Origin of the sequence: Streptomyces sp. NBC_01471, from assembly GCF_041438865.1 — a bacterium.
Classification (GTDB): domain Bacteria; phylum Actinomycetota; class Actinomycetes; order Streptomycetales; family Streptomycetaceae; genus Streptomyces.
In genome coordinates, this window is the sequence record NZ_CP109450.1 from 3,516,553 (window position 1) to 3,537,909 (window position 21,357).

General features: G+C 69.7%; 17 protein-coding genes. 8 read left to right on the forward strand and 9 right to left on the reverse strand.

Annotated features, from left to right (window positions below; all coding sequences use genetic code 11):
- Nucleotides 1–14: 14 nt before the first annotated feature.
- Complete coding sequence (locus OG285_RS15385) at nucleotides 15–1,250, reverse strand: amidohydrolase family protein (protein ID WP_356826262.1); 1,236 nt, start codon at nucleotides 1,248–1,250, stop codon at nucleotides 15–17.
- A 184-nt stretch (nucleotides 1,251–1,434) separates the two neighbouring features.
- Here OG285_RS15385 and OG285_RS15390 point away from each other — a divergent pair, with 184 nt between their 5' ends.
- Nucleotides 1,435–1,887, forward strand: coding sequence for a DoxX family membrane protein (locus OG285_RS15390; RefSeq protein WP_371791263.1), 453 nt, complete (start codon nucleotides 1,435–1,437; stop codon nucleotides 1,885–1,887).
- On the opposite strand, the gene OG285_RS15395 is transcribed toward OG285_RS15390, so the two are convergent.
- Nucleotides 1,884–2,837, reverse strand: a complete 954-nt coding sequence (locus OG285_RS15395; protein ID WP_371791264.1) for a LysR family transcriptional regulator — start codon at nucleotides 2,835–2,837, stop codon at nucleotides 1,884–1,886. The two genes, OG285_RS15390 and OG285_RS15395, sit on opposite strands and share 4 nt — an antisense overlap.
- Before the next feature lie 161 nt (nucleotides 2,838–2,998).
- On the opposite strand from OG285_RS15395, the gene OG285_RS15400 reads away from it, so the two are divergent.
- The 5 genes from OG285_RS15400 to OG285_RS15420 all read left to right on the forward strand — a co-directional run bounded on the left by OG285_RS15400 (nucleotide 2,999) and on the right by OG285_RS15420 (nucleotide 10,163).
- The gene (locus OG285_RS15400; RefSeq protein WP_371791265.1) at nucleotides 2,999–3,412 is read left to right on the forward strand and encodes a 4-oxalocrotonate tautomerase family protein; all 414 of its coding nucleotides are present in this window, start codon (nucleotides 2,999–3,001) and stop codon (nucleotides 3,410–3,412) included.
- Between the two features lie 109 nt (nucleotides 3,413–3,521).
- Nucleotides 3,522–3,905 carry a hypothetical protein gene (locus OG285_RS15405; protein ID WP_371791266.1) on the forward strand — a complete coding sequence of 128 codons (384 nt, stop codon included), beginning with the start codon at nucleotides 3,522–3,524 and terminating at the stop codon, nucleotides 3,903–3,905.
- A 158-nt stretch (nucleotides 3,906–4,063) separates the two neighbouring features.
- Nucleotides 4,064–9,193, forward strand: coding sequence for a caspase family protein (locus OG285_RS15410; protein ID WP_371791267.1), 5,130 nt, complete (start codon nucleotides 4,064–4,066; stop codon nucleotides 9,191–9,193).
- Nucleotides 9,190–9,561: a hypothetical protein gene (locus OG285_RS15415; protein WP_371791268.1), complete on the forward strand. Its 372-nt coding sequence runs from the start codon at nucleotides 9,190–9,192 to the stop codon at nucleotides 9,559–9,561. Before OG285_RS15410 ends, OG285_RS15415 begins: the two co-directional genes overlap by 4 nt.
- The gene (locus OG285_RS15420; protein ID WP_371791269.1) at nucleotides 9,558–10,163 is read left to right on the forward strand and encodes a hypothetical protein; all 606 of its coding nucleotides are present in this window, start codon (nucleotides 9,558–9,560) and stop codon (nucleotides 10,161–10,163) included. Before OG285_RS15415 ends, OG285_RS15420 begins: the two co-directional genes overlap by 4 nt.
- Before the next feature lie 123 nt (nucleotides 10,164–10,286).
- Here OG285_RS15420 and OG285_RS15425 read toward each other — a convergent pair whose 3' ends face one another.
- Nucleotides 10,287–11,240 (reverse strand): nucleoside hydrolase, encoded by a 954-nt coding sequence (locus OG285_RS15425; protein ID WP_371791270.1) that lies wholly within the window; start codon nucleotides 11,238–11,240, stop codon nucleotides 10,287–10,289.
- A gap of 158 nt (nucleotides 11,241–11,398) precedes the next feature.
- Nucleotides 11,399–12,772: an MFS transporter gene (locus OG285_RS15430; RefSeq protein ID WP_356826270.1), complete on the reverse strand. Its 1,374-nt coding sequence runs from the start codon at nucleotides 12,770–12,772 to the stop codon at nucleotides 11,399–11,401.
- A gap of 214 nt (nucleotides 12,773–12,986) precedes the next feature.
- Here OG285_RS15430 and OG285_RS15435 point away from each other — a divergent pair, with 214 nt between their 5' ends.
- The gene (locus OG285_RS15435; RefSeq protein ID WP_356826272.1) at nucleotides 12,987–13,805 is read left to right on the forward strand and encodes a GntR family transcriptional regulator; all 819 of its coding nucleotides are present in this window, start codon (nucleotides 12,987–12,989) and stop codon (nucleotides 13,803–13,805) included.
- A gap of 58 nt (nucleotides 13,806–13,863) precedes the next feature.
- Here OG285_RS15435 and OG285_RS15440 read toward each other — a convergent pair whose 3' ends face one another.
- Entirely contained in the window at nucleotides 13,864–15,996 is a 2,133-nt protein-coding gene (locus OG285_RS15440; RefSeq protein WP_371791271.1) for a glycoside hydrolase family 3 C-terminal domain-containing protein, read from the reverse strand.
- 414 nt (nucleotides 15,997–16,410) lie between these two features.
- Here OG285_RS15440 and OG285_RS15445 point away from each other — a divergent pair, with 414 nt between their 5' ends.
- On the forward strand, nucleotides 16,411–17,451 hold the full coding sequence (locus OG285_RS15445) for a glycoside hydrolase family 16 protein (RefSeq protein ID WP_356826276.1): 1,041 nt from the start codon (nucleotides 16,411–16,413) through the stop codon (nucleotides 17,449–17,451).
- Nucleotides 17,452–17,604: 153 nt separating this feature from the next.
- On the opposite strand, the gene OG285_RS15450 is transcribed toward OG285_RS15445, so the two are convergent.
- From OG285_RS15450 to OG285_RS15465, 4 genes are all read right to left on the reverse strand, one after another.
- Nucleotides 17,605–17,934, reverse strand: coding sequence for a chaplin (locus OG285_RS15450; RefSeq protein WP_356826278.1), 330 nt, complete (start codon nucleotides 17,932–17,934; stop codon nucleotides 17,605–17,607).
- Between the two features lie 452 nt (nucleotides 17,935–18,386).
- On the reverse strand, nucleotides 18,387–19,298 hold the full coding sequence (locus OG285_RS15455) for a hypothetical protein (RefSeq protein WP_371791272.1): 912 nt from the start codon (nucleotides 19,296–19,298) through the stop codon (nucleotides 18,387–18,389).
- Nucleotides 19,295–19,927, reverse strand: coding sequence for a hypothetical protein (locus OG285_RS15460; protein ID WP_371791273.1), 633 nt, complete (start codon nucleotides 19,925–19,927; stop codon nucleotides 19,295–19,297). The genes OG285_RS15455 and OG285_RS15460 overlap by 4 nt, the downstream gene beginning before the upstream one ends.
- A gap of 113 nt (nucleotides 19,928–20,040) precedes the next feature.
- Complete coding sequence (locus tag OG285_RS15465; RefSeq protein ID WP_371791274.1) at nucleotides 20,041–21,357, reverse strand: putative T7SS-secreted protein; 1,317 nt, start codon at nucleotides 21,355–21,357, stop codon at nucleotides 20,041–20,043.

Below are 21,357 nucleotides of genomic sequence, written 5' to 3' on the forward strand. Positions count from 1 at the left end.
CGGCCGGCCCGCGGTCAGCCGGTGGGGGCCGTCCGGTCCCGATCGAACGGCAGGTCCAGCATACGAATCGCGTTGCCCCGCAGAAGCTTGTACGCGACATCGTCGGACAGGCCCGCCATGTGGTCGGCTGCCACCTGCTTGGTGTTCGGCCAGGTCGAGTCGACGTGCGGATAGTCGGTCTCGAACGTCGCGTTGTCCACGCCCACCGTCTCGATGGCCTCGATGCCGTGCTTGTCGCGGAAGAAGCAGCAGAACATCTGCCGGTAGTAGTACGTGGACGGCGGCTCGGGGATCAGGTCCTTCACCCCGCCCCAGGCCCGGTGCTCCTCCCAGACGTCGTCCGCGCGCTCCAGGGCGTACGGGATCCAGCCCATCTGGCCCTCGCTGTAGGCCAGTTTCAGCCGGGGGAACTTCACCAGCACCCCGGAGAAGAGGAAGTCCATCATCGACGCCATCGCGTTGTTGAAGGACAGCGACGCCTGTACGGCGGGCGGGGCGTCCGGAGACGCGGCGGGCATCTGCGACGACGACCCGATGTGCATGTTCACCACCGTCCCGGTCTCCTCGCAGGCGGCGAAGAACGGGTCCCAGTAGCCGGAGTGGATCGACGGGAGCCCCAGATAGGTGGGGATCTCACTGAAGGTCACCGCGCGGACCCCGCGGGCCGCATTCCGCTTGATCTCCGCCACGGCCAGATCAATGTCCCAGAGCGGGATGAGGCAGAGCGGGATCAGCCGGCCCTTGCTGTCCCCGCACCACTCCTCGACCATCCAGTCGTTGTAGGCGCGCACGCAGGCCAGGCCGACCTCCTTGTCCTTGGCCTCGGCGAAGGTCTGGCCGCAGAAGCGCGGGAAGGTCGGGAAGCAGAGCGACGCCTCGACGTGATTGAGGTCCATGTCCTTGAGCCGCTCCGCTGGATCCCAGCAGCCGCGCCGCATCTGTTCACGGGTGATGCCGTCGAGCGTCATCTCGTCCCGTGAGAAGCCCACGGCCGCGATGATCCGCTTGTAGGGGAAGATCTCCCCCTCGTACCGCCACCAGTCCGTGACCTGGCCTTCCGGGTCGGTGGTGAACCGGTACTTCCCCCCGACGTACGCCAGGTCTCCGATCCCAGCCGTGAAGGGCTTGGGCCCCAGGTCCCGGTACTTGCTCGGCAACCACGTCTCAAAGAGATGCGCGGGCTCGATCACGTGATCGTCCACGCTGATCACCTTGGGCAGTTCCGTTGCACTGTTCTGACTGCTCATCATTCGCTTCCCCTCAGCTACCTGCCGCTTCGTCGAATGAAAACTGACGATCCGTCAGTTTCAGGGTACGGACGCACGTGAGCGCCGACAAGCGGTAGCCCGAACTTGACCCTTGCGGGATCGCAGCCCATCCGGTGAACTGACGGCCCATCAGTTCAACTGGTCGACTCACCGGCGGGAGTGCCTCATGCAGACGATGTGGCTCAGCGGAGCCGAATGGTTCGCCGTACTGCGGATCGGTCTCGGGCTGTGGTGGCTGGAGAGCTGGCGCCACAAGGACAAGAAGACCTGGTTCGGCGGGGGCGGTGTCACGTGGGCGGCCGGCATAGCCGCCGAACACCGCTGGACGTTCGTGCGGAGCAGCTTCGACAGGACGGTGAAGCCGCATCCCCGGCTCATGGCCTATGTCGTCGCCTACGCGGAGCTGGCGCTCGGCCTCGGCCTGATCGTGGGCTTCCTGACGCCGATCGCCCTCGTGGGCGGTCTGCTCCTCAACCTGATCTATCTGGTGCTCATGATCCACGACTGGGCCGAGCAGGGGCAGAACCTGATGATGGTGCTGATCTCGGCCGTAGGGCTGTTCGCCGTGTGCTGGCACAGCTGGTCACTGGACAGTGTGTGGGGGCTGTTCCTGCGCTAGGGGCTGTCCCGCAGGGCCCGGGAGGGGACCGAACCGGTCTTCTGCGCCAGGGGTCCGCGGGGCCGGTCGGGGCCTGGACTGATCGTGCCGGTGGACAGTTGCGCCACTGCGTCCACGAGCGCACGCACCGGGGGTGACCAGGCGCGCCCCTGCGGGCCGCGCAACACCAGGCTCCTGCTGTGATGTGGGGTGACGCGCACCAGCACGAGGTCCTCCGGAACCAGCGGGCGGGAGACCTCCGGAAGGATCGAGACGCCGAGGCCGGCCTGGACCATGCTGATGAGGGTTCCGAGATCCCGTACACGACGGGCCAGGGTGTACTCCTCCCCCGCCAGCCGGTAGATCGTGCGGATGTGACGTTCGCAGCCGTTCGGCGAGAGGATCAGCGGGTCGTCCGCCAGGTCCGCGACGTGGACGGCCTCCTCCCCCGCCAAGGGGTGATCCTTCGGGAGCAGGGCGAAGAAGGGATCGATCGCCAGCAGCGAGCCGCTTCCGTCCGGCGGGTCGACCACGATGGCGGCGTCGGCCGTCGCGCTCGCGAGCCAGGCCTCGATCTCGTCGCTGCCGCCTTCGAAGACACGGATACGGATGGCCGGCAGGCGCTCCGCCCAGTGGCGCAGCAGCGAGGGGAGCAGGCCCTGGCAGACCGTGGGGGTGGCAGCGAGGCGTACCGTGCCGCCCGTTGTCGCCTCATGCCGGGCCCCTGCCTCGGAGATCGCGTCCATCGCCACGAGGGCCGAGCGGGCGTGCGGCAGAACCACATCGCCAAGGGCAGTGGTGCGTACGGGGGTCGAGCGGACGATCAGCGGGGAGTTGAGGGTGCGCTCCAGCGAGGCGACGGCGTGCGACACGGCCGACTGGCTCAGCCCCAGGACCGTTGCCGCCGCACCGAAACCGCCCGCGTCGACGACGGCGACGAACGCACGCAACTGCGCCGGATTGAGCGCCACGGCGTCTCCCCTCTCCCGCTCCCCTGTCATGAGGCCCGACGTCATGAACCCAACATCATGAGGCCCTCTCATGAGGCCATCGATGATCTGCGTTGGACTCATCCTCCCCGATCGGAAAGGGTCGTGAGCAGTCGCTCCCTCTGCTGGAAAGGCGTCACCCCATGCCGTACATCCGCGTCACCGTCTCCGATCCGGACCTTGCTCCCGCTCACCGGTACACGCTGGCAGGCGGTCTGACGGACCTGGCGGTCTCAGCACTCGGTAAATCCGCGGCCCGCACCACGGTCCACGTGAACCAGGTCCCGGCCGACCATTTCTTCATCGCCGGCCGTCCGGTCCTGGAGGCCACTGGCGCGCAGGTGGAGGTGAGTATCACCGCAGGCACCAACAGCGCTGAAGAGAAGGCGCAGTTCATCACCGGGGCCTACGCACTACTGCGGGAAACGCTGGGCGTACTGCCTCCGATCGCCGGGGTCGCGCTGTACGAACTCCACCCCGAGAGCTACGGCTACAACGGCGTCACGCAATTCGATCACTACCGGCGCACGCCCCAGCCCGCCGAGGCCGTGGGGTGACGTGCCCGGGGTGATATGCCGAGGGTGATACGCCCAGGCCTGAATCGGGCTCACCTCAGGGATCGCGTGCCCTGTGTTCGCCGTGGTCGCAGGCACGTACCGTCGTGGGATGCCCTCTCATCCGCGCTGCGAGAACCCCTCAGCCCTGCCTCACGAGGTGGTGGCCGAGAGGTTGGAGCGCGCACTTCGCGACCGCTCGTACGAGGGCGAGGCGGCAAGCGCCCTGGTGGGGAGTGCGTTGAACGACGAGGATCGGGAGTTCGTCGAGCACTGGTGCGTGGAGGCCGGGACGCGGGCTGCGCCGGGCAGCCCTCTGCTCGGCCTCGCCGGCCTGTGCCTTGGACATACCGCCCGGCGCTTCGGATGCCTCAGTGCTGAGGCCCTGGCGCTCGTGGAGTCGCTGGCGGCGCGTGCTGAGGCGGATCCAAAGGATGTGGACGGTCGGGCTCTTGATGGCTTCGACGACGCCCGGAGCTTCCTGCATCCGCGGTGAGCAGAGCGTCTGATCGCTGGGATTCTCCCGAGGACAGTCGTCGCGAATCAGGGCGTGGTACGTCGCCCCGGGAGGCCACTTGCGGACGTGGCGTACCCGTCGTTGCCGACCGGTACCGCCCGACCGCTACCGCCCCCGCCGGTGCCAGGTGAAATCATGTGACGTTCACAGGAAGCTGGGGGGGCAAGGTGGAAGGCGTCAGTCGTACGGCACTCCTGATCGGCGTGGGTGACAACCCCGGAGCCGAACAGTGCCTCCGACCGCTGGGGACGACGGTCGAGGCGGATCTGCGGGCCATGACAGCCGCTCTGCGGGGCAGCGGCTACACCGTGGAGGCACTGCGCGATCCGACGCGCAATGAGATCACCGAGCGCATCACCGCCGTGTCCAACAGCGCGGCCGCCGACAGCACTCTGCTCCTCTACTTCACCGGACACGGCGTACGTATCGGCGACACCGACTACCTGGTACCCGCCGACGGCCAGACTCCGGCCAGTGGGGGCGGTACACCGGGCGGCTGGGAACAGCCCCACATCCGCGAGTCCCTGCTGGACGCGGACATCAGCAAGTACCTGGCCGGCTGCGGTGCCGATACCGTGCTGTGGCTGATCGACGCGTGCCGTTCGGTGGAGGACGCACGGGCCGCCGCGTTCGGCAGCCACATCACGAAGGGGCCGCCGAACGCCGGCTTCGCGGTGATGACCGGGTGTGCGCCCGGTGAACGCAGCGGCTTCACGGAGACGGGCAGCTTCTTCTCCCTGGCCCTCGCGCAGGCCCTCGGTCCGCTGACCGAGGCCGGCACGGTGGAGCAGGTGTACCAGGCGACCGGGCGGCAGACGAAACACCTGGCCAGACGCGCGCGGGCCGAACCGCAGCAGGTGCAGATCCGTTACGGAAGCGACCGGGAGGCCCGGACCAGGTCCCGGACGATCGCACGGAGCAGGCCGCTGCTGGAGGCCTGGCAGGACGCCGTGCGTACAACGGCCCTCTGGAAGCACGTCCCGGACGGTGACACCGAGGCCGTGGCCCACCTCCAGGACGGCCTGGCCGCATTGGCCATCGACGTGGCCCGGCAGGTCCACCACGCCCAGGAGCGGCTGCCCGACCCTTGGGCCGACGACGAGTTCCCGGTACGTCTGCTGCGCGAACGGCTCCCGGTCCTGCTGTCCGCGAAAACCGAGTTGTCCGCTCTTGAGGTCACGGCCCTGATCGCCGGCGTCCTGCTGCACGAGGCGGCCTGGGCCGACCGGCTGAGCCAGGCCGCCGAACTCATGCCGTACCTCGTGCGCCGCAGCTCCGACGCCGACGACCAGCGGCGGCACTACGAGCAGATCGCCGAACACCACCCGCAGATCAGCGAGAAGCTCACCGGCTGGTACTGGTGGGACACCGACCCCTCCGACGACCGGAACGCGGTCATGCTGTGGCTGGTGCACCGCTGGATCGGGGAACGGTTCGCCACCGACGAGGAGGCCGTACCCGCCGTACTGGCCGACTCGTTCGTGGCAGGGCTGCTCGGCGCGTCGCGGCCCGCGGCAGGCGAGACCCTCACCGGCAGGGCGGCGCAGCTGTCCGCCGCCCTGCGCACGGTCTCCGCGGGCCTCGTCCTCGGCGCCCCGTCCGACGACCAGCGGACCGCCCTGCCGGGCCGTCACGTCGTACCTGCCGTACGGAAGGCGCCGCAGCGGCTGCGGGTACGCCCCCTCGCCGCGCTGCTGCGCCTCGCGGGGCTGCTCGCCCTCGACGCGCGGCGCCTGCCGGAGGTCCTCGCCGAGCACCTCGCCGTCTCCGATCCGGTGGTGCCGTGCGAGGTGATCACCGTGCTGCGGGACGCCCTGTGGGACCCCGACCAGGAGGGCGGTGCGCCCTCGTACCTGCATCTCGACGCCGTGTGCCCGCACCCCGCGATCCATGCCGCGCTCGCCTCGGTCGTCGAGGACGCCGACGAACTCGGCTACTCCCTGCGGGAGACGGCGGTGCGGCTGCCGGCCGACGAGGCGGTTCTGCTGCGGGGCGTGCCCGCGCGGCTGACCGACCACCGACTACGGCCGGAGGAACAGCAGGGGCTGGATGCGTACGACGTGCCTCTCGCGCGTTTTTCCCTGGCGCAGACGGAGATCCGCCAACTGCTGATGGGCGAGAAACTGTACGACGGCAACCCCGCCCTCGCCCTGCGGGAGCTGTACCAGAACGCCATGGACGCCTGCCGCTACCGGGACATGCGCGTCCGCTACCTGCGCGGCTGCGGCAAGGAGCCCCGGGCCTGGACGGGCCGTATCCGTATCGAGACGGGCGAGGACAGCCACGGGCGCTACGTCGAGTGCGTCGACAACGGTGTCGGCATGACCGTCGACCAGCTCAAGAGCACCTTCACCCGGGCCGGGCGCCGTTTCGACCAGTCCCGCTCCTTCCGGCGCGAGCAGGCCGCCTGGCTCCGGCACGACCGGTCGCTGCGGCTGTACCCCAACAGCCGTTTCGGGATCGGCGTGTTCAGCTACTTCATGCTGGCCGATGAAATGACGATCGTCACCCGGCCCGTCGGCCCCGACGGGCGCCCGGCCGTGAAGGCACTGCGCGTCGAGATCCCGGTGAGCGGAAGCCTGTTCCGGGTACGGGAGGACGAGGAGCGCGACGGCGCGGTCCTGCCCGACGGCGGCACGCGCGTCCGGCTCTACCTGCGCGACTCCCATGCCCTGAAAGGGGGTGCGTGTCTGACATCGCTGCGGTCCCTGGTGCTCATCAGCGAGTTCGAGCTGGAGGTCCGCGGCGAGGACGGCCGGGAGCAGAACTGGCCGCCTGCGTGCCTGCGATCCGGCGACGGGCCGAACCGGATCGTCACGCGCTCGGCCGTCGAGGCGCTGCCCGGCACGCTGTGGTGGGTCGAGGGCGACGGGGCGATCGTGTGCGACGGCATCGTGGCCGACCGAAAGACCTTCGGTTACGTCCTCAATCTGACGGGTGAGCACGCCGGTGAACTCAGCGTCAACCGGAACAAACTGGAGGGCTACGACCGCCGCTGGGCGCATCAGCGGATCCGGCTCGGCGCCCAGGCACTCTCCGCATGGCCCGGACTGACTCTCGACTGGCTGAGAACCATGGAGTCACGTCATCCGGCGATTGCCCGGATCCTCTGGAGGGAGTGGCAGGGGCAGGGCGTCCAGGTCCTGGCTGACCACGGCCGCACGGTGAACCTCGACGAGGTCGGCTGGTTCCGACTGGACTCGGGCCTCGACGACCGGTCGGGCCGGTCGGAGGAGAGATGGCTCCGCACCGCGGTCCGCCCCTGGCGTTCCGCGGTTCTGGGGCACTCGTACCGTGCGCAGCAGGAAGCGGCCCCCCGGTCGCTCGAAGGCCACCCCATCCCGCGTCCGGGCTGGTCGGACATCGCGGCCCGGGTCAGGGGCGACTGGCGCAACGCGGTGGTTGTCGCCCACAAGCAGGGGGTGACCGTGGCGGACGTACTGCGTGCGACGCGGGGCCTGCGCATCGCCCACCTCCGGCTGGCCGGCCCGGCGGTCCACAGCGGCGGGGACCTGAACTGGAAGCCGGATTTCACCGACCGGAAGATCATGACCGGACTCCTGGGGGCAGAGCACGTGCACCTGTCCTCCCCTTCCGGCAGGGTCCGCGGGCACTCCGAGCAGGGTTCCAGCGCAGAGATCCACTACCAGCATCCGCCCCAGGACCTCAGCGGGATCGTGCGCGCATCCGCCAAGTTCGGGAACTCACTGGGCGAGTTGGCCACCGTCTGCGCCAAATACGCTCCCTTCCTGAGCGAATCCCTGGCCGCCGTACCCGATCACCACCGCGACCATGTCTGCACCGACGACGAACTGAGGCTGCTCTACCTCCAGGAGGACGCGATCACCTGGTCCCCGGCCACGAGCCCCTGGGACATCCGAGCGGTGGCGGGGGCGACACATCGCAGCCCCCGGGACGTGTTGCGCCGCGTGGCGGAATTCGGCTGGCTCCGGCCCGTGCCGGACCAGGAACTGGTCGACCGGTGGGCGGCCGCACCGGATGACCTCTTCCCGGTTCTACGACGGTACGTCGTCGTGGGGAGCGACGGTCTCCCCGTACTGCCGTGGGCCGCGACCCTCGATCTCTCGGCCGAGTGGGAGATCTCGGTGCGCAAGGCGGAGCGCATCCTCGCCAAAGCAGCCAAGGCCCTCGGCCTCGTCCACCGCCGGAGGTACGCGGAGGGGGCAGCCGGACGAGGGGTATTCCTCTCTCCCGAAACAGGGTCTCTCGCGGGTTGGCTGCACGGCCAGGGCATCCGTCTGGAGGACGGAGTCGCGCTCCGCGATCTCGCATATGTGCGGCCGCACGACATGTCGCACGAGGAACTTTCCTGGTACGCCGACGAACTGCGCGAAGCGGATGTGGAACTCCCCGATGCTGCGAGCCTGTTGGAGGCCTGGGACGGCCTCCCGACGCCCAGCAGGTACGCGTTCTCCGGCACGGACCCCTCCTGGGACGGGGCCGACTACCCTGTACCGGCCACGTCAGCCGTACTGTTCACCGCGAGCCAGCAACTGCGGCAGAAGCTGTCGTTCCTGTGGAAGACCGCGCACCGGGAGGCGCAGCACCTGAAGCTCGGGCCGGAACTGGTCGCGCCCGAACTGCCCAAGGAGCTGAAGAAGTTCCGCCCCACGTGGGACGAGACCGTGGCGCTTGTCGACCTCGGACCGGACGACGACAGCGACGGCGAGTGGTTCGAAAGCCCCCGCTGGAAGCCGCTGACGCCCCAGCGTCTTGTCACCTACGCCTGCGAGCGGCACCAGGGCGCACGCACCGCGTACCGGGCGCTGGCGCCGCTGCGCGCCATCGGCGCCCTGGTGCCCGAACTGTCCGCCGAGGCGGTGGCCGCGCTCCCCGACGACGTACCCGGCGCCCACGACGCCTTGGCAGTCGACCCGGCCCACCGGGTCTCCGCGCCCGGTTCACCGCTGGTGCCCCTGGACCTGGTGAGCATCGCCGGCCGCCTCGGCGAGTCCATGCGGGACACCTGGCGCCGCATCACCCCTTACCTGGGGCTCGAAGAAACAGCGCCTTCGGTCACCGTGGTCCTCGACGCCGTACCGCACTGGCAGGATCTGGCGATCCTCTCGGAGGGCTTCGACGGCAGGCTGCCCGCTCTTGCGGGTCCGGTGAGCCGGGAACGCGTCGTGCTGGCCGCCCGGGCGGTCGAGGAGACACCCGAATGGGTCCGGGACCGGATGGAGTTGTACGCGGAGATGTTCGGACTGCGCCTGGCTCCCGTCACCGGGAAAGAGGAGGGGGCATGACGCAGAGCCGACCCAGCCGACCGCACGACCACGGCAAGCCCTACGCCGAGCAGGATCTCGGCGAGGTCGACCCGGCACCTTTCACCCAGCGTCTCGCTCCGGACGGGGTGGGCGCGGTCGTCTCCGGAACGTGCCCGCGCTGTCACGGCCGTACGGAGACGGTGTTCCCGTGGGCCACGCCCGGTACCGGGGTGAAGGGCCCGCTGAGCCGGTTGCTCGGCGGAGCACGCTCGGCCCCGGGGGCCGGATCCGGTCCCGGCCCCCTGACCTCGGAGGTGCACTTCTGCGAGTGCGGGCATGCGCATCCGCAGTCCCCGCCGGACACCTCGTACCGCGGGTGCGGAGCGAGCTGGCGGATCCGCCGGTGAGCGCGCGTTCCGACCGGCGGTGGGCAGAGCTGGCGCGGGAGCTGGAATTCACCAGACTCCCGGAACTGCGCAGACAGGCCGAGGGCTGGCGCACCGGCCTGACGGGGCTCACCGCGCTCCTGGCTGTGCTGGTGCTGCTGAAGGGCAGGGACAACCTGACGGAACTGCCGGTCTGGGCCCGTCACACGGCCACCGGGCTGCTGGTGTCGGCCTTCGTGCTGCTGGTGGTGGGGTCGCTGCTGGCGGTTCGAGCGGCTCACGGTGTCCCGGAGGCCGCGATCCTCCTCGGTGGACAGTCGTTGCGACGCTGGACCGAGCGGGAGGTTTCACGGATCACCCGGGCGCTGAGGTGGGCATCCGTCTGCTGCGTACTGGGAGTCGTCCTGGTGGTCGGGGCGCTCCTCGTTGCCTGGGTGACGACGGATGATGCCCCGGGACATCTCGTGCAAGTACGCACGAACAGCCGCTTCCTCTGCGGTGAGCTGGTGGGCGCGGACCGGAAGCAGGTCACGGTCCGCACCAAGGAGGACGGCCCGGTCTCGCTGCCACGGACGGCAGTGATGAGCCTGCGGCCAGTCCCAGGCTGCGGCACAGCTCCGTAGCCGCTCTCTCGGGTCGGCGGACGGCGGGCCGACCGGACGCCTCCCCCGCCGCCCGGTCGGCCTTCGCCGCCGGAGCGGGCGCCGGCCGGGGTCGGCGGAGAGCGGGCGGAGCGGTCGGCGGGCTCAGAGAGTCAGGAGCCGCTCGACGAGGTGCGCGGCGGAGCCCGGGCCGGCCTCCAGTACGACGCGGCAGTGGGCACCGTCCTGCGGCGGGTAGTTGAGGAACTGGCCGCGCAGGTCGCAGACCGTCTGGCCGCGGCCGGGGCCCTGGGTGTCGTCGACCACGACATCCACAGTGGGCGCGAGCGTGGGCACCACGCCTCCTACGGCGATGGCCGCGGCCATCGGGTCGTGCACGGCGCAGCAGCGGCGACCGAACGTCTCCAGGTAGAAGTCGAAGTAGAGGTCCAGCATCTCGCCCAGGGCGACCGGCAGCGGGCTGCCCGAGTCCAGCAGGCGCCGGCGGTCCGACTCTTCGAGGACGTGGGCGAGGGTGACGTCGAGCGGGACGAGCGTGATGTCCCACGGCGCGGCGAGGACTTCGGCGGCGGCCTCGGGGTCGTTGTGGATGTTCGCCTCGGCGACCGGGGTGACGTTTCCGCTCTGGTACGCGGCGCCGCCCATGATGGTGATGTCCTGGACCAGCGACGGCAGTTCGGGCTCCCGGCGGAGGGCCTCGGCGACGTTGGTGAGGGGGCCGGTGGTGAGCAGCCGGAGCTTTCCCCGGTGGGCGCGGGCGAGCTCGATGATCATGTCGGCGGCGTCCTGCGAGACGGCCGACTGGTCCGAGTCGGGCACGGTGATGTCGCCGATACCGTTGTGGCCGTGGATGTGCGGCACGGAGCCCGCGTACGTACCGGCCTGCGGATCGGCGGCGCCGACGGCGACGGGGATGGTGGCGCGCCCGGCGAGCTGGGTGAGCGCCAGGGTGTTGCGGGCCGCCTGCCGGGAGTTGACGTTGCCGCTGACGGTGCCGATGCCGACTATCTCTATCTCGGGGGAGGCCAGCAGATAGGCGAGCGCCATCGAGTCGTCGATGCCGGTGTCGCAGTCGAAGTAGAGCGGCTGGGCTGTCATGGGAGGTCCTTCGCGGTCGGGGCAGTGGATGCCGGGGAGGGGGTCGGTGTGATGCGGTGCGGTGGTGGCTGTCGGTGCGGTGGTGACTGTCGGTGCGGTGGTGACTGTCGGTGCGGTGGTGACTGTCCTCCGTCCGCCGGGTGTTGGTGCGGCGGCTGTCAGTCTGCCCGGCGGGTGATGAAGAGGCTGGCCACCAGGGCGAGGACGGTGATCCCCACCGAGATCCACAGCGCGGTGCTGTAGCCGGCGTGCGTGGCGCGGGCCGCGTACGGGGCGACGATGCCGATGCCGGTGCTCGCGCCGATCCCGAAGGCGGCGCTGTTGAGGCCGGGCAGCGCGGCGGGCGCGTCCTTGGGCGAGTTCAGGACACCCAGGCCGTTCACCGTGGTCAGGACGAGGCCGTTGTACGTGATGCCGAGGAAGGCGACCGCCGCGAAGACGGTCCATTTCTCCAGCGGGTACGAGGCGATGACGCAGAGGGCCACGATGCTCAGGACGAGACCGACGCGGAGCGTGATCAACCAGCCCCGCCGGTCGGCCAGCCGCCCGGCCATCGGGGCGGCGGCCAGCCCGATCAGTGCTGCGGGGGTGAGGAAGAGCAGCGACGATTCGGTGGCGTTCATGCCGAAGCCGATCTTCGGGCTCTGGCTGATGACGACCACGGTGAAGTTGATGACGGCGAAGATTCCGGACAGGGCGATCACGGTCGTCGCGATGACCGGCCACACCTCACGGGACTTGAGGTGCTTCAGGGCGATCAGGGGCGTGGCCCTGCGGCGCTCGACCATGCCGAAGGCGATGGCCGAGACGACGGTTCCGGCCAGGTAGCCGAGGGTGCTCGCGCTGTGCCATCCGTCGGCGAAGCCGTGCGAGACGAGGTACGTGACGCAGTAGAGCGCGATCGACAGGGTGGCAGCGCCCCACCAGTCCATGCGGCCCTTGTCCGGCCGCCCGTCCTTGGGCAGGACGAACGCCACGCAGACCGAAGCGGCGACACCGATCACCAGGATGACGGCGAAGATCGACCGGTAGCCGAAGGCGTCGGAGAGCCGGCCGCCCAGGAGGCCGTCCACACCGCCGACCCCGCCGTTGATCGCGGTGATCACTCCGAGGGCGGTCGCGAAGACCTTCTTGCTGAGCCGCTCGTTGAGGACGACGTACGCGATCTGGAAGGCAGCACTCGACGCGCCCTGCAGCACCCGGCCGGTCAGCAGGACCGGCAGGTTCGGGGCGGCGAGGCAGAGGACCGTGCCCACGGCGGTCACGAGCAGGACGGCGATGAGGATCCGGCGGCGTCCCCAGAAGTCACTGAGGCGGCTCAGGACGACCCCCGTGATCGCTCCGGCCAGGAAGAACAGCGAGGAGACCTGCGCTATGCCGTCCACGCTTCCGTGGAGCCGACGCGCCATTTCGGGCAGCGCGGGGGTGATCATGCTGGCGTTCAACTGGTAGGCGATCACACTCAGCAACAGCGTTGCGACGAGCGTTGCCGCCTTCTTCCCGTGCAGGAGGCCGTTTTCAGCGACTTCCAACGGGTTTGCATCTCTGATTCCTGGGCCAGCGCCCGGACTGCCTGTGTTCACAAGGAACCTCATTGTTACATTGAGTCACACTCTTGGCTGATGTGAGATGTTATACCTCTCCGTCCGACATGCGTCTAGTGTCGATGGATTTCTGGTTAGATGGAACGGACCATCACCGGCCCGTAGCGACCGGACACCGGCCCGTAGCGAAGCGAGGTGCGCCGTGACTGTCTCCGTCCCCACCGTCGACGGTTTTCTGGCCGAACCCATGACCGTCTCCGTCGGCCAGCCGCTGCGCGTGGCTGTCTACTCACGGCTCGCGCACGGCATCCGGGACCAGGTCTTCCCGCTGGGCTCGGCCCTGCCCAAGGAGGCCGACCTCGGCGCCCGGCTGGGCGTGAGCCGCACGGTGGTGCGCGAGGCCCTCATGCTGCTGGAGGAGGACGGGCTCATCCGCACCCGCCGCGGGGTCGGACGCTTCGTCAGCCAGACCCTCCCGCGCCAGGGCCTGGAGCAGCTGCAGCCCTTCGAGGAAACACTCACCACGCCCGATCAGCCCGTGCGCGCCGAGCGCCTGGAGATGAACCTCCAGCGCACGACCGACTTCGTCCTGCAGGGCCTCGGGCTCGAAGAGGACAGCAACGCCTGGTTCTGCGAGACCCGGCTGACCCGTGGCGTGGAGCAACTCGCCCTGGTCCAGGAGCACATCGCGTGCGGTTCGGACCTCCGCGCGGTCTCCCCCGTGGTCGCCGACCGGGTGCAGGAGCTGCACGACAGCCCCCGCACCCTGCTGGGCGCCATGATCGGCATGCTCGGCCCGGTCTTCGGCCCCGGCGAGTGCACGATCACCGCCGGCATCGCCGGAGCCACCCGCGGCAGGCTCCTCGGGCTGCGCCCCACCGACCCGTTGCTCATCATCACGCAGACCGCGCAGCTGGGCGGCAGACCCGCCTACCTGGCCAAGTACCTCGTCGCCCCCACCAGCGACCCGCTCTCCATCCTCCAGCCGCCCCAGCCGGGCGCGGCACCCGCGCGCCCCTGAGAGGGCCGGGCGAAGTGGTCGCCGGCCGGCCGTGCCGGACCGCCTCAGCCGGACCGCCTCAGCCGATTCGCACCGTGGTCTCCAGCGGCAGGTCCGCGGACGACCTGCCGACCGACACCGTGTACGTCCCCGGCACCACCGTCCAGCCGGTCCCGGCCGTCTGCCACACCGCGAACGCCTCACGGGGCAGACCGAGACGCACCGTCCGGCTCTCGCCCGGTTCCAGGGTGACCTTCTCGAACGCCTTGAGCTGCCCGGCCGGCTCCCCGGCCGCCGCGGGCGCCGTCAGATAGAGCTGGACGACCTCGCTGCCGGTGCGGTGGCCGGTGTTCCGGATTGCGGCGCTCGCGCGGTAGCCGTCCCCGTACCGCTCCAGGCGCAGGTCCGACAGCCGGAACGTGGTGTACGAGAGGCCGTGACCGAAGGGGAACAGCGGCTTCTCGCCGGAGCTCCGGTACCAGCGGTAGCCGACCGCGAGTCCCTCGTCGTAGTAGACCTGCACGCCGTCGCCCGGGTACTGGACGGTCGTCTTCGCCGGGCCCTGCTGCTCGGATGCCGGGAAGGTCTCCGGCAGCCGGCCGCCCGGTTCGGCGTCGCCGAAGAGCATCGCGGCCAGGGCGCTGCCCTGCTCCTGTCCGCCGTACCAGTTGGCGAGGACGGCACCGGCGCCGTCGAGCCACGGCATGAGAACCGAGCCCGAGGTGTTCAGGACGACCACCGTGCGGGGGTTCGCCGCGACCACCGCCGCGATCAGCTCGTCCTGGCCGTCGGGCAGGGCGAGCGTGGTGCGGTCCGCGCCCTCGCCGGTGTAGTCGGCCGCCACGACGACGGCCACGTCCGCCGCCCGCGCCGCGTCGGCGGCTCCCGCCAGGCCCTTGGTGTACGTCACGGGGATGTCCCCGGCCCGCGCCGTGATCCCGGCGAGCGGGGTGACGACGGTGCCGTTGGCCGTGACGGCGCCCGAACCGCCGCCGTGCGTACGCGCCCCGGCGTCGGCCGCGCCGCCGATGACCGCGAGGGACGCGGGGCGGGCGAACGGCAGCACCCGCTCGTTCTTGAGCAGCACACTCCCCTGGACGCCGATACTGCGGGCGAGTTGGAGATGTGCGTCGCTGCTGACCACCTTGGACAGCACGGTCGCCGGGTCCGGCAGCCGGTGGTCGAAGAGCCCGGTCCGGTACATCGCGGCGAGGACGTGGACCGCCATCGTGTCCACGGTGGCGGCGCTCACCGTGCCCGCCGTGACGGCGTCCTTCAGCTTGGAGCCGAGGTAGGTGGAGCCCGGCATCTCCATGTCGGAGCCCGCCCGGGCGGTGAGCAGGGTGCTGTGGGTGCCGCCCCAGTCGGACATCACCAGGCCGTCGAAGCCCCACGCGTCGCGCAGGGTGTCCCGCACGGCGGTGCGGTTCTCGTGCGACCAGGCGCCGTTGACCTTGTTGTACGAGGTCATCACGGCAGCGGCGCCGCCCCGCTGGACGGCGGCACGGAACCCCGGGTAGTAGATCTCGTGCAGGGCCCGCTGGGAGACCACCACGTCGATCGAGCCGCGCAGGGTCTCCTGGTTGTTGGCCGCGAAGTGCTTCACGGTGGCCATCACCGGGTTGGTCTGGATGCCCTCGACGACCCGGGCCGCCAGCTCCGCGTTGAGGTACGGGTCCTCGGTGAAGGTCTCGAAGGAGCGCCCCCAGTAAGGAACCCGCAGGATGTTGATGCACGGCGCCAGGGCGATGTTGTGCCCCTTGGCCGCCTGCTCCGCGCCGTAGGCGGCACCGTAGGCCCGTGCCGCGTCCGGGTCCCAGGTCGCCGCGAGGGTCTTGGAGTCGGGCCACTGGGTCACCCCCGTCGAGCCGTTGCCCACACCGCCCGGTCCGTCGCCCAGGTACAGGGCCGGAATGTCCAGCCGGGTGTTGGCGGGGACCCGGCCCGCGTACCCCACGGTCCCGGTGGACCAGCCCTCGCCGTGCAGCAGGGCGATCTTCTCGTCGAGGGTCATCTTCGCGACGAGTTGGGCGGCCCGGGTGGCGGCTGCGGCCGTGCCGGGCCAGGCCGTCGGGACCGTACGGACCGCTCCGGCGGCGACGCCGCCCCGCGCGGCGGCGGCCGCACCGGTGGCGGACGCGACGGTGGAGACACCGGCGGCCACCGTGCCCGCTCCGGCCAGCTTCAGTACTGATCTCCGGTCGACGTTCATGTGCCCTCCCGAGTCGCTGTCATGGACGCACGCATGCCATGGGTGAACGAGCGCACGGACGTACGGGTGCACACGCACACGGGTGCCGTTGAAAAGACAGGTAGAAAGTGACATGTACATGGGCACAGAGATCGCCTGGATCGTCAATGGTTTATACACACTTCGCCGAATCCGGCTCCCCTGCGGCCCCTCCGGCATCGACAGCGGAACGCCATATGCCAACTGGCCGGATATACGGCCCAGTTGCCTTCAGGGAGTGAACGCGGCAAGCCCCTTGACGGGGTCGGCCGCAGTGCTCGACAGTCGTTCGGAAGGCATCTGAGAGCGCTCTCATGCGACTTGCCCCCCCCCACTCCGCCATGCCCCCGCCCCCCTGCATCCCCACACCCCCACACCCCCACGAAAGCAGCCCCCATGAACAGGATCGCTTTCTCCGGCTCCGCCCCCGGCACCTCTCCCGGCGCCTCCTCCGGTCCTGAACGCCGCCCCGGACGCCGCACCCGGCGCCGCCTGCTGACCGTGCTCGCCGCACTGTCCCTGCCGGTGGCCGGGCTCACCGGTCTCGCGGGTCCTGCCGGACTCACCGGCTCCGCCGCCGCGAGCGAACCGGCGGCCGGACCCCGTACGGCCGCTGCCGCCGACTGGACCACGGTGTTCAGGGACGACTTCGGCGGTGCGGCCGGTACGGGCCTGAACACGGCCGACTGGCTCTACGACAAGGGCACCGGCTACCCCGGCGGCGCCGCCAACTGGGGAACCGGCGAGATCGAGACATCCACCGACTCGACCGACAACGTCTACCAGGACGGGTCGGGCCATCTGGTGATCAAGCCGGTCCGTGACGCCTCCGGGCACTGGACGTCCGGCCGGGTGGAGACCCAGCGCACCGACTTCGCCGCACCGGCGGGCGGACAGCTCCAGCTCAGCGCTTCCCTCAAGCAGCCCGACCCGGCGAGCGGGCTCGGCTACTGGCCCGCCTTCTGGGCGATGGGGGCGGACGCCCGGCCGACCGGGGCCACCAACTGGCCCAGCATCGGGGAACTGGACATCATGGAGGACGTCAACGCGCTCAGCCAGCACTCGACCACCTTCCACTGCGGTCAGTGGGCTGGCGAGTGCCACGACCCGGACGGCATCAGCAGCGGATTGCAGACGTGCACGGGCTGCCAGTCCGGCTACCACACGTACTCGGTGGTGGTGGACCGTACGAACGCGTCGGCCGAGCAGCTGCGCTTCTCCCTCGACGGCGTCCAGACCTTCGTGGTCAACCAGAACGAGGTGTCCGACGCGACCTGGAAGGCCGCGGTCGACCACGGGTTCTTCGCCATCTTCGACGTGGCGATCGGCGGCTCGTACCCGAACAAGGTCTGCGGCTGCACCTCCCCGGCGGCCGACATCAGCTCCGGCGCGGGGATGAGCGTGGACTGGTTCTCGGCCGAGGTGAGCCAGTCGTGAGCAGGTAGCCGTGAGCGGGCGGGCGTGAGCCGGCAGGCGCTGTCCGGCGGCGGGCGGGTGGCGAACAGCGCTGTGCCCCGGAGGGAGCCGGCAGAACGGCCTTCCGGGGCACAGTGCTCACTGATTCACCGCTGGTTCACTGCCGCTGCGCGGTCAGTTCCAGTGGTGGTCACGGCCGTGGTCGCGGCCGTGGTCCCAGCCACCGTGGTTCCAGCCACCGTGGTCGCGGCCGTGGTCGCGGCCGCCACCGTTCACGCAGACGTTGCCGAAGGCCGGGTTGAGCAGGCCGATGACGTCGATGCTGTTGCCGCAGGCGTTGACCGAGAGGTCGACCGGCACCTGGACGACGTTGCCCGAGAGCACACCCGGCGAGCCGATGGCCGCGCCCTCGGCACCGCTGTCCGCGGAGGCGACCGACGCACCCCCGAGCACAGTGGCGGCCGCGATGGCAGACAGCACAGTCATCCGCACAATTCGAGACATGTAGACACAAACCCTTCCGTTGGAGCACTCCAGGGCCCCGGATACGCGCGAGCCCTCTTGTGTGGTCCTTCGCTATGCCTGCCCGCTGGGGTGGGTCCCGCACCGGTTGTTCACCCGAAGAGACGCGGTGCTGATCGGACAAACGCGTGGTGGGCTGCGAAAACGCCGTGGTCACCGCGCACCCGTCGCCCGGCTGCTCGCCGTCCGGGCCGCCCCCCAGCGTCCCGGCCTCGCCCATGTAGTGGTCGTCGATCACGGCGGCCAGCTCCGCGCCGTTCATCGGCCTGGTGATCACGGCGGCCACGCTGGTGCTGTCGGCGGGGTACATCGGGGTGCGGTACTTCGTGCTGGCGTGAGGGGGTTCGAGGGGTACCGGACGCGGCCGGGCCCGCTGGCGGGCGCGGCAGCGTCCGTTCAGTTCATGGTGACGACGCTGATCAGGGTGACGGCGCTCAGTCGTAAGGAACTTCCTCCATCACCGTCTCCCCGAAGCGCCACGATCCCCGGTTGCCGAACGCCTCGGCACGCAGCCCCATTTCCCACGCGATCCGGGCAGCCCGATGCTGCGACAGATCGGGGTACTTCTCCGGCTCCACCTTGATGTAGCCGCGCCGGTCGGTCGGAGAGGTACGCAGAGCCTCCCGGAGCTTCTCCTCCTGCTCGGCCTCCGTGCTGTGGTCGCCGACGGCCGCACTGTAGGCCTTCCGCACCCCGGACGGCTTCTTGCTCTTCGCCGCTTCCCGCCGCTTCCCGGTGTCCGATCCCCGCCAGGCCAGCCACCCGACGCCACAGAGGGCCGCGAGCGCGAAGGCCCCGGAACCGGCCAACTCGCCAGTGGCATCTGCCTGAACAGGCGTTTTAGGCGCGAGCTCTCCCTTGGGGTCCTCGATGACTGTCAACACCTTGCCGACGTCGTAGATGTCGGACAAGGTCATCATCTCGGGCCCGGGAACCCTGGTGCCATCCCGCCGTTCCAGCGTGTAGTGGGACTGACGGGAGTCGCGCCCATGGATAGGGTCGGTTCGTTCCTTCACCACCGTCGCCGTAACCCGCTCCCCCCGCTGCTGAAGCGTGAGATTGTCGCGGGCCATCCCGGCAACGGCGACTGCCATCACGGAGGCGAGCACCATGAACAGCGCCGCGCTCATGGCACGCTCCATGCCAACTCCCAGCCTGCAGTTGAGCACGGCGAGAAACACACCGTCCACGAACCACAGAAGGGCCAGGGGGACGAAGCCGAAGTCGTCCGACAGGAAGAACATCCCCACCATCACGGCAAGCACATAACAACCGAGGCCTACCGCCAGCAGAACGCGAACCCACGTCCGCCTTCCCAGCGGTATGACCTCCGTAGCGCTACTCATGCCCGCCCCTCCGTTCCTCCGGTACCGGCACTGCCGGACACCGGCGTGCTCCCACCGCCCGGTTCATCCACCGAGACCGACTTCATGATGCCGCTGACGACCTCGATGTACTCGGCCCAGTGCTTGACGTCCTCGGTCATGAAGGTGAAGAGGGCCGATCCGGGGCCGGTCCCGAGCGGCACACAGAACTCCATCTGCCGGATCAAGGCAGGGGTGGGGTCGTCAAGGCCGAATATCACGCCCGGGATGCGCAGATCCTGATCGCGTATACACAGGGCGGCAGGACCGTACGGCAGCATGACCAGCCCAACCTCGGCGTCCGGATACTGTTCGTGCCACTGTGCAGCCGTGCGCTTGGCCGCCCCCCGCCTGTCCTGGCTCTCCGGACCACCGTCCGGACTCTCGACGATCACGCACAACGTCCCTTGGGACAGCCTTCCGTCGGGCATCCGCAGCAGACAGCTCGACGCGTGCGCGGTGCCCACCGCGATCAGGGTCTGGAGTGCGTACTCGCCGGACACAACGACGCTGAGCTTCTGCTCGGGTGTGGCATCGGGGAAGAGCCGTTCGATCCCATCCGTCATCCGCAGCATGCGTTCTTCTGCGTCCTCCTCGAGGTCGAACTCCATGAACCCAGGAGGAAGCTCAAACCAGAGGTCGGGGATCCCGGCAGAAAATACGTCGGTCGGGGTGGGCGTAGTATCGGTCGGCGCGCTCGCCGACGAAACGTCGAAGGATGTCATCAGCTGGTCAACTGCCAGACGCCCAGGCCGATGGCGCTGCCGACGGCCAGCACACCGCCGGCCTTCCCGCCACCGACTCCCGTGGCGATGTCGGCCACGCCGGTGCCCCAAGTCGAAGCTGTGGAATGGCCCGGGCTTGGGTCCACCAGGTTGAGAACGGTTGGCGCGGTCCAAGCGGTCATGGCAGTTGCCTGAACGCCCTCCGTGATGGTGAGGGCAGTGCCGCGCGATACGCCCAGTTTGGTCGCGGCGGCCATCACGGGTTTGTCGATCACCCTGGCGACCGGGTCGGCGGCCTTCATCAGCCCTTTCGCCGTCGCACCCACTGTCTTGAGCCCGACCTTGGTCCCCGCGACAACACCCTCAGTCGCCCGTCCCGCTTTCACTCCGGCACCGATTCCCTTGTACGCAGCACCGATACCGGGCACCATGCCCAGCGCATCACCGCCGAGAGTGAGCCAGTTGGAGGCGTTACCGCCCGTGGGCGGCCAAAGTTTGCTCTTGCCGTACTTCGTCGCATGCGCGAAGAACGCGACAGCGCTCAGCCCGATGGCCAGCGGAGCCAGTACCGGGCAGAAAATCGCGATGACGCCGACGACCGAGGCCGCCACGGTGATCCAGTCCGCATGATCCTGCAGCCAGTGGCCGACATCCGCGAGGGCATCAGCCACTGCGCCCGGCAGGTCCGCCAGCACCTCACCCAGCGACTCGATGGCGTGCCCGAGCCTGTCCCACATACCGGGCTCGTTCGGGGCGATGTCCATGGCCTTCTTCAGCCGACCGGCGATCTCATTCCCATACGTGTGGTAGTCGCCCGCCAGCTTGTGCCCTCTGCCGCGAATTTCGTCCAGCTCGTGCTGCTGCGAGTGCACCGCCTTGCCGGCCGCCTCGACCTCGTCCTTGTGATCTCCGCTGTCCTTCTTGTCGGCATCGGCCTTGTCGAGCTTGTCCGCAGTGTCGTGCGCCGTACCCAGCCGCCTCTTGGCCTCGGCCGCCTCGGTCTCCAGGTGCGCGGCGGCGTTCTGCTTGTGCTCCATGTAATCCGCCCAGTCCTGCAGGGCGGCGGCCGCGCCGTTGAACGAGTCTCGGGCATCGTCCATACGGGGCCGGAAATCGTCGTCGAACCTGGCCCGGAAGGCCTCCGCCGTCTTGCCCTTCCAGTCACCGGCGCCGGTGCCGTGCAGGACCTGACAGATCTCGACGAGCGCCTTCGCCGTCCGGTGGACCGTCTTGGCCACCTCGTCCGCCACTACGTGATCACCGGGGCAGGGCACGAAGCCCAGGGCGGGAAAGTGCTCCGCCAGCGCTTCAGCCAT

Excerpts from the sequence above, each read along its gene's own strand:
- OG285_RS15385 (WP_356826262.1), bottom strand. The coding sequence starts at position 1,250 with ATGATGAGCAGTCAGAACAGTGCAACGGAACTGCCCAAGGTGATCAGC.
- OG285_RS15390 (WP_371791263.1), top strand. The coding sequence starts at position 1,435 with ATGCAGACGATGTGGCTCAGCGGAGCCGAATGGTTCGCCGTACTGCGG.
- OG285_RS15400 (WP_371791265.1), top strand. The coding sequence starts at position 2,999 with ATGCCGTACATCCGCGTCACCGTCTCCGATCCGGACCTTGCTCCCGCT.
- OG285_RS15405 (WP_371791266.1), top strand. The coding sequence starts at position 3,522 with ATGCCCTCTCATCCGCGCTGCGAGAACCCCTCAGCCCTGCCTCACGAG.
- OG285_RS15415 (WP_371791268.1), top strand. The coding sequence starts at position 9,190 with ATGACGCAGAGCCGACCCAGCCGACCGCACGACCACGGCAAGCCCTAC.
- OG285_RS15425 (WP_371791270.1), bottom strand. The coding sequence starts at position 11,240 with ATGACAGCCCAGCCGCTCTACTTCGACTGCGACACCGGCATCGACGAC.
- OG285_RS15440 (WP_371791271.1), bottom strand. The coding sequence starts at position 15,996 with ATGAACGTCGACCGGAGATCAGTACTGAAGCTGGCCGGAGCGGGCACG.
- OG285_RS15445 (WP_356826276.1), top strand. The coding sequence starts at position 16,411 with ATGAACAGGATCGCTTTCTCCGGCTCCGCCCCCGGCACCTCTCCCGGC.
- OG285_RS15450 (WP_356826278.1), bottom strand. The coding sequence starts at position 17,934 with ATGTCTCGAATTGTGCGGATGACTGTGCTGTCTGCCATCGCGGCCGCC.
- OG285_RS15455 (WP_371791272.1), bottom strand. The coding sequence starts at position 19,298 with ATGAGTAGCGCTACGGAGGTCATACCGCTGGGAAGGCGGACGTGGGTT.
- OG285_RS15460 (WP_371791273.1), bottom strand. The coding sequence starts at position 19,927 with ATGGAGTTCGACCTCGAGGAGGACGCAGAAGAACGCATGCTGCGGATG.
- OG285_RS15465 (WP_371791274.1), bottom strand. The coding sequence starts at position 21,357 with ATGGCTGAAGCGCTGGCGGAGCACTTTCCCGCCCTGGGCTTCGTGCCC.